7 protein-coding genes, 1 tRNA gene and 1 pseudogene are annotated in these 6132 nt (G+C 59.9%); 6 read left to right on the plus strand and 3 right to left on the minus strand.

All coding sequences use genetic code 11. The features are described 5' to 3' along the window. From ORS3428_RS25055 to ORS3428_RS25065, 4 genes are all read left to right on the plus strand, one after another. On the plus strand, positions 1–450 hold a 450-nt coding region (locus tag ORS3428_RS25055; protein ID WP_071100977.1), incomplete at its 5' end, for a nucleotidyl transferase AbiEii/AbiGii toxin family protein. A 685-nt stretch (positions 451–1135) separates the two neighbouring features. Then, positions 1136–1387: a helix-turn-helix transcriptional regulator gene (locus tag ORS3428_RS31825; RefSeq protein WP_082037383.1), complete on the plus strand. Its 252-nt coding sequence runs from the start codon at positions 1136–1138 to the stop codon at positions 1385–1387. A gap of 57 nt (positions 1388–1444) precedes the next feature. Beyond that, a complete protein-coding gene (locus tag ORS3428_RS25060; RefSeq protein WP_040989444.1) occupies positions 1445–1666 on the plus strand; it encodes a helix-turn-helix domain-containing protein in 222 nt (73 codons plus the stop codon). 30 nt (positions 1667–1696) lie between these two features. Continuing rightward, complete coding sequence (locus tag ORS3428_RS25065) at positions 1697–2887, plus strand: tyrosine-type recombinase/integrase (RefSeq protein ID WP_071100978.1); 1191 nt, start codon at positions 1697–1699, stop codon at positions 2885–2887. Positions 2888–2997: 110 nt separating this feature from the next. Here ORS3428_RS25065 and ORS3428_RS25070 read toward each other — a convergent pair. Beyond that, positions 2998–3073, minus strand: a tRNA-Ile gene (locus tag ORS3428_RS25070). A gap of 221 nt (positions 3074–3294) precedes the next feature. Between ORS3428_RS25070 and ORS3428_RS25075 the strand changes: the two genes are divergently transcribed. Continuing rightward, a complete protein-coding gene (locus ORS3428_RS25075) occupies positions 3295–4005 on the plus strand; it encodes an SIMPL domain-containing protein (RefSeq protein ID WP_071100979.1) in 711 nt (236 codons plus the stop codon). A gap of 301 nt (positions 4006–4306) precedes the next feature. Here the strand turns inward: ORS3428_RS25075 and ORS3428_RS25080 are convergent, their stop codons facing one another. Both ORS3428_RS25080 and ORS3428_RS25085 read right to left on the minus strand, forming a co-directional pair. Continuing rightward, the gene (locus ORS3428_RS25080) at positions 4307–4663 is read right to left on the minus strand and encodes a hypothetical protein (protein WP_108723179.1); all 357 of its coding nucleotides are present in this window, start codon (positions 4661–4663) and stop codon (positions 4307–4309) included. A gap of 234 nt (positions 4664–4897) precedes the next feature. Then, the gene (locus ORS3428_RS25085) at positions 4898–5344 is read right to left on the minus strand and encodes a YcgN family cysteine cluster protein (RefSeq protein WP_071100981.1); all 447 of its coding nucleotides are present in this window, start codon (positions 5342–5344) and stop codon (positions 4898–4900) included. A gap of 199 nt (positions 5345–5543) precedes the next feature. Between ORS3428_RS25085 and ORS3428_RS25090 the strand changes: the two are divergent. Continuing rightward, a pseudogene (locus ORS3428_RS25090) lies at positions 5544–6132 on the plus strand (OmpA family protein); the annotation flags it as partial.

Raw genomic sequence — 6132 nt, forward strand, 5'->3', positions numbered from 1 at the left:
GATCGCCAGCATCCGCGCGACCTGTTCGACGTGAAGCTGCTGTACGAAAACGAAGGCTTTACCGATGCGCTGTTCCGCACGTTCCTGGTTTATGTGGCGAGTTCGCCCCGGCCGGTACAGGAACTGATTAAGCCGAATCTCAGCCCGCTCGACAAACCCTTCGTGCAGGAGTTCGCCGGTATGACCACGATCCCGGTCACCATCGAAGATCTCGCCGCGGCCCGGGACCGGCTGCTGGCGGACATTGACAGCCGGATGGACGACACCGCGCGCGAATTCCTGATCGCGCTGCACGACGGCGAACCGGACTTCGAGGCCATCGGCCTGCCCCTGGCTGCTAACCTCCCCGCGATCCGCTGGAAGCTCCTGAACCTGAAAAAGCTCATAGCGGAAAATCCGGACAAGCATGCTGAACAGAAGGCAGAGCTTCTAGAAAAGCTTTCCCGCTAAAGGGACCATCGCAGAGTGAAAATGGAGGGCTCCTGGCGCTTTGACATACCCGGTCCCCATATCGCTGGAAACCGTGCGCGCATTCGACACGAGTCCTGCGTATGCGGCGACAGATTGCGGACTTGCATGTCGTTGTCATGCGCAACGGAAGCGGGGTCATCAAACGGCTCCTTGGAATAGAGGTGGCGCTGCGCGTGGGCAGCAGCGTCACCTTGCCTGAAGCAAGTCCCTATGAGCCGGCCGATTACGTCCGACCAATCAGGCCAGGATGCCTCGCCTGCACTGGATTAATGACCTCCGAGCAAGACTTTCCCGCGAAGCGAGTTCGTCAATTTGATACTTAACCGTCAATCACGATAAACCGGAGATATCGACCTAGCGCATAGAACCTGCGCCCGCCCCTCGATAACAGTCCTCAAGATAACGCGCTCAAAGTCCGGGCTGCGATCCATCCGTTTCCCACCTCGCTACCAGTTTGCACCGAATCGGCTTGGCCAACGGCTTCCGCCTTACGTGACCTTCTTTTCTAAATGAGGACGATCTCGTCGCTGCGGAAACCRTACAGGGATAGACTTTGTGCTTCGACACCAACACGCCCGGGGTATAAGGACTCCTCGACATAACAAGCCGTCCAACCTTTGGAATGCTCACGTCGCCGCAGGCACCAGCCACAGGGGCGGCGTCCATGAAAAATGACGGAATTTCGTATCCGCCACGAGGCCTTTCTCGTGAAGAGTCGGCCCGGTATGTTGGTGTTGGATCGACTCTTTTTGATGAGATGGTCGCTGATGGACGTATGCCAAAACCTAAGCGCATCAACAGCCGTGCCGTCTGGGATCGTGTAGCTCTCGACATCGCCTTCACGTCGTTGCCCGACAAAGACAACGGTCTCCAAGAGTTGTTGGAGCGAAGCAGGCGAGACGAGCAAAAAAGATAAGAAATACGCTGATTGCGTATACGCTGAATGCGTAGTAAAGTATCGAGAAGGCGTTACGTGAGCGAGAACGAGAAGCTTGCCCAAGAAGTGAAAGCCTGGCGGGCCAAGGAAGGGCTTACTGCCGAAGCTGCGGCCAAGGCGTTTGGAATACCGAAGCGCACGTTTGAGGGGATCGAGCAAGGCAGAGGCTTCCCATATCCCCTCCTCCTGCGCGTTGCGATGAAAAGCAATGCTCTTTCACTCAAGGCAATGCAGGAGAAATCATCGCTTAGCGACTAACTTCAGCAGAATTGCCGGCGGGAGACTTCAATGGCCAGACCCTTCAAGGACGACAGCTATCCCGGCGTCTCTTCGCGGATCAAGAACGGCAAGATCGTTTATCGCTATCGGGCCAAAGGCATGCCGGAAATCCGGCTTCCCGGTAAGCCGGGTGATCCGGAATTCGAAGCCGAATTTCAAAGGGCGACGCAGGGTTTAGGGAAGAATGCTGCGATCATCGATCTGCCTGGCCGAGCGCTACCAAAAACCTTCGGCCATGCGGCGCGCCGGCTTGAGACGACTATGGAGTGGCTGGATTATGACGAAGCCACGCAGCGCAAGAACGTGCGCCTGATAGAGCGCTTTCTGAACCTGAAGGTTGATCCAAAATACCCACTGACCTGGCGCGATACGCCGGTCGAACACCTCGACGCGGATCGGCTTCGCGCGATCATCGAAGGCATCTTTGCGACAAATCGTACGGTTGCCAAGCACATGCTGGTAGCCATCAAGAAACTGCTGTGGGTCGCGATCAAGGTTGAGAAATGGATCAAGYCGCAAGACGATCCCTCGCTATCTATTCGTGTGCGTGTGCCCAAGTCCACCAGCAATCCTGCTTGGCCGGTCRCAATCCGCGGGAAATTCGAGGCTCGGCATCCGATCGGCACGGCCRCGCGCACATGTTACGCGCTGGGTTTCTGGCTCGGAAACCGGCGCGGCGATATCGCCGCTCTGGAGTGGGAGGACCTCGTCACCGAGGAGATTGAACTGTTCGACGGCTCGCTCGAGTTGATCGAAGCGTTTGCCTTCCGTCAAAGGAAGAACCGCAACCGCCACGGCGGAAGGGAGATGTTCATTCCAATCGTCGACAAGCTGGCGGCGGCTCTGGAGCCGCTCGACCGATCGCAGGGCGGCACCGTTTTGAAAACTTCCTACAAGCGGGCGTTCTCCGAAAAGAGCCTGACCGGCATGATGCARCATTGGACCCGCCAGGCGGGAATTCCGGACGGCTACACGCTTCATGGCTTGCGTCGCACCTTCGGCACCTACCTGGCTGAATGCAACATCCAGGCGAGAGCCATCATGGAGGCGATGGGCCATTCCTCCATGACCGTGACTGACGACTATGTGCGTGAGGCAAACAAGAAGCGGATCGCGGTGGATATCGCTCGGGCCATCAATCAGCGCGAGGCCAAACGCGATGCCATGCAGCAGCGAACTGTCCTGCGAGTCGTCAAGTGATCAGATAATCGAGCCGGAACAAACCGTGGCCGACGTTGCATAGCTGGGCCCATAATGGGCCCAAAACGTTTTGGGCCGAGGCCAGTTTTCATCAATGAAATCAAAGGTCATGGTGGGCCCGGAGGGACTCGAACCCCCAACCAAGCGGTTATGAGCCGCCGGCTCTAACCATTGAGCTACAGGCCCCACGCCGGCTGGCTTAGTGTTTTTCGCTTCGCCGCACAAGGCTTTCGAAAGCGCTGGCGGCAAAAGCCAAAATCAGCCCATATTCGCTGCGTAGAGCGGCCTGCGCCCATAAGGCGCGTGAACTGGTTCGGGCTATTGCAGCGCATTGCCGGGAATCGACACTTTTTTCGAGTCGGCGCAGAGCGGCAGGGATACCGGATCGCAGATCTCGAGGAGTTTTCATGACCAGACATCTTTTGCCAGTCGCGCTCGCAGCCGCGATCGCGTTTCCGGCGTTGGCAAGCGCTGCCGATACGCAGCCGCCTCCGCGCATCGTCGTATCCGGCGAAGGCGAAGCCACGGCGGCGCCGGATATGGCGATCCTGACGCTCAGCGTCATGCGCGAGGCGAAGACAGCGCGCGCCGCGCTCGATGCCAACAATGACGCGATGGCGGCGGTGATCGCCGCGATGAAATCGGCGGGCATCGCCGAGCGCGACCTGCAGACGGCCGGCATCCAGATCAACCCGCGTTACAATTACACCAACAAGGCCGACGGCAGCCAGGAAGCCGAGCTCGTCGCTTACCAGGTGACGAACACGCTGTCGGTGCGGGTGCGCGACGTCGACAAGACCGGCGACATCCTCGACAAGGCGGTGTCGCTCGGCGTCAACCAGGGCGGCGGCATCGCCTTCACCAATGACGATCCCAAGGCTACCATCGTCGAGGCGCGCAAGAAGGCGGTTGCCGATGCGATGGCCAAGGCCAAGACGCTTGCCGAGGCCGCCGGCGTCGGTCTCGGACGGGTCATCGAGATCACCGACCAGAACATCGCGCCTGTGCCGGTGCCGATGAATGCCAAGGCCTTCGATGCAGCCCGGGCGGCCGTGCCTGTCCAGGCCGGCGAGAACTCCTACTCCGTCCAAGTCACGGTCACGTTCGAGTTGAAGTGACGTCTGCCCCGCGCATGATCCCGAACCATCGGTTCGGAAAGGATCATGCGTAAAATCGCGGCGCTGCAGCGTCCGTGCGCCTCCGAAAGGACGCCCGGCGCTGCAGGCCGCTTTGTCGGGTCACAACAAAACCCCGGAGGGACCGATCCTCCGGGTTTTTTCGAGCCGCGCGCTTCAGCCTGACTGAAGGGGCCTACTACTCAGGACTGACCTTCGCAGAAGGTCATGTCTATAGGCGATCCTGCAGAGGATCACGCTCCAGGATTGGCCTTTGTGGAAGAAGATCGTCCTTCTGCCGACCTCAGCGATAGATGATCGGGCAGCCGCGCTCATTGGCGAAGACCACCACCACGCGGTCGCCATACTGGCGGCCGGCCACCTTCACCGTGTGGCGGTTGATGTCGACGATGCGGACGCGATGCAGACCCATGCGCTCGGCCTTGTCGAGCGCGCGGTCAGGCGAGCAGCTGCGCCAGTAGCGATCCCGGCGCCAGTCGCGGCGGTAATATCCATCGTCATCGCCGGTATAGACGCCGAAGCGCGGGTCGTGGTTGTTGCCGAAGCCGAGATAGAGGCTGTCCGCATGCGCCGGGATGGCGCCGAGCGTGCCAAGTCCGACAAGGGCCGAAAGGGCTGCCGCCTTGATCTGGTTGAACATCGTTCTCTCTCCTTGTTGAGGGCTCTCGCCCAATCGAATCGAAAATTGGCGAATCGAAATTGGYGATCCACCGGTTGGCAAACCGATGGCCGGAGAATGCACTTGCCTGTCTGAACTTTTTGCGAACCGGCTGTTCATGTCCGGTTCATCTGGAAGGGGAATCTTCGCACACGAATCCGCCCGATCGCTTCAAGCCTGGCGCCCTTCGAGGCTCGTCGTCAAAATGCGAACCCTTCAGGGTTCGTCGTCAAGGATGTAATCAAAGAAGTCTTCCGGCTCGGCGAGATCGGTTTCCTTGGCCTTCACGCGGYCGCGGATCGAAATCCCGGCCTCGTGCACGGTTTCCGCGCTTCCCGAAACCAGCTTGTGCCACCAATAGAGATCGTGGCCTTCGGCGATCAGCCGGTAGGCGCAGGTCTTGGGCAGCCAAGTGATCGTGCGCACGTTCTGCGGCGTCAGGCCGACGCAATCGGGCACGCGTGACAGCCGGTTGGCATAGTCCGAGCAGAGGCATTTTTCAGCGTCGAACAGCCGGCAGCCGACGCTCGTCCAATAGATTTCGCCGGTATCMTCGTCCTCGAGCTTCGAAAGGCAGCACTTCCCGCAGCCGTCGCAGAGTGACTCCCACTCGGCCGGGGTCATCGCCTCAAGCGTCTTGGTTTTCCAGAACGGTGCGTTCATGCGGTTGGATTTGGCTCTCCGCGGCCTTCCGGTCAAGCGTTGCTGCCGCCGTGACCCAGTATCAACATTACAAAAACACGAAATTGCCTTCAAAAGGCCGGTCCGGCATCCTTGGCTGAGGCCAATGCCTTGCAAACGGAACCAATTGCGGTTGACGAAAGTTTGGGCAGGGATGGGACCCCACTAGGAGAAAATTGATATGAAACGCCAACCACGGATTCTGGCGGGTACGGCAATCGGCCTGCTTATGGCATCCGCGCCGTTGGGCGCGTATCCGCTGCAGGCCGATCTCGGCACCTCGCGGGGGACGCCGCCGATTCTGGTGCAGTCGGGCTGCGCCGAAGGCCAATCGGCGGAGGACTGTGCGCAAGGCCAGCAACAGCCGAAGAAAAAGAAGCGCGAGCAGCAACAACAGACCGAATCCGCCCCAGCCGAACAGCCTTCCGAGTCCGAGCAGAAGCCTCGCAAGAAGCGGCAGGCGCAGCAGATGGAGTCCRGCCAGTCCGGTGAGGCTGCACCGGCCGAGCAAGAGCTCAAGCCGCGCAAGAAGCGCGACCAGCAGCAGCAAACCGAGGCGGCTCCAGCCGATCAGGGCGGCCAGTCCACAACGGAAGAGCAACAGCCGCGCAAGAAGAAGCGCAATCAGCAGACCGAATCGTCGCCGGGAGAGCAACCGGCTGAGCAGGCCGCGCCTGAGCAGCAGCAGCAATTGCGCAAGAGGAAGCTCAATCAACAGCAGCAGAGCGAGACGGCTCCGGCTGAGCAGACCGCCCCCGAGCAGCAGCAAC

Source organism: Mesorhizobium sp. ORS 3428, assembly GCF_001854785.1.
In the GTDB taxonomy this organism is placed as follows: Bacteria; Pseudomonadota; Alphaproteobacteria; order Rhizobiales; family Rhizobiaceae; genus Mesorhizobium.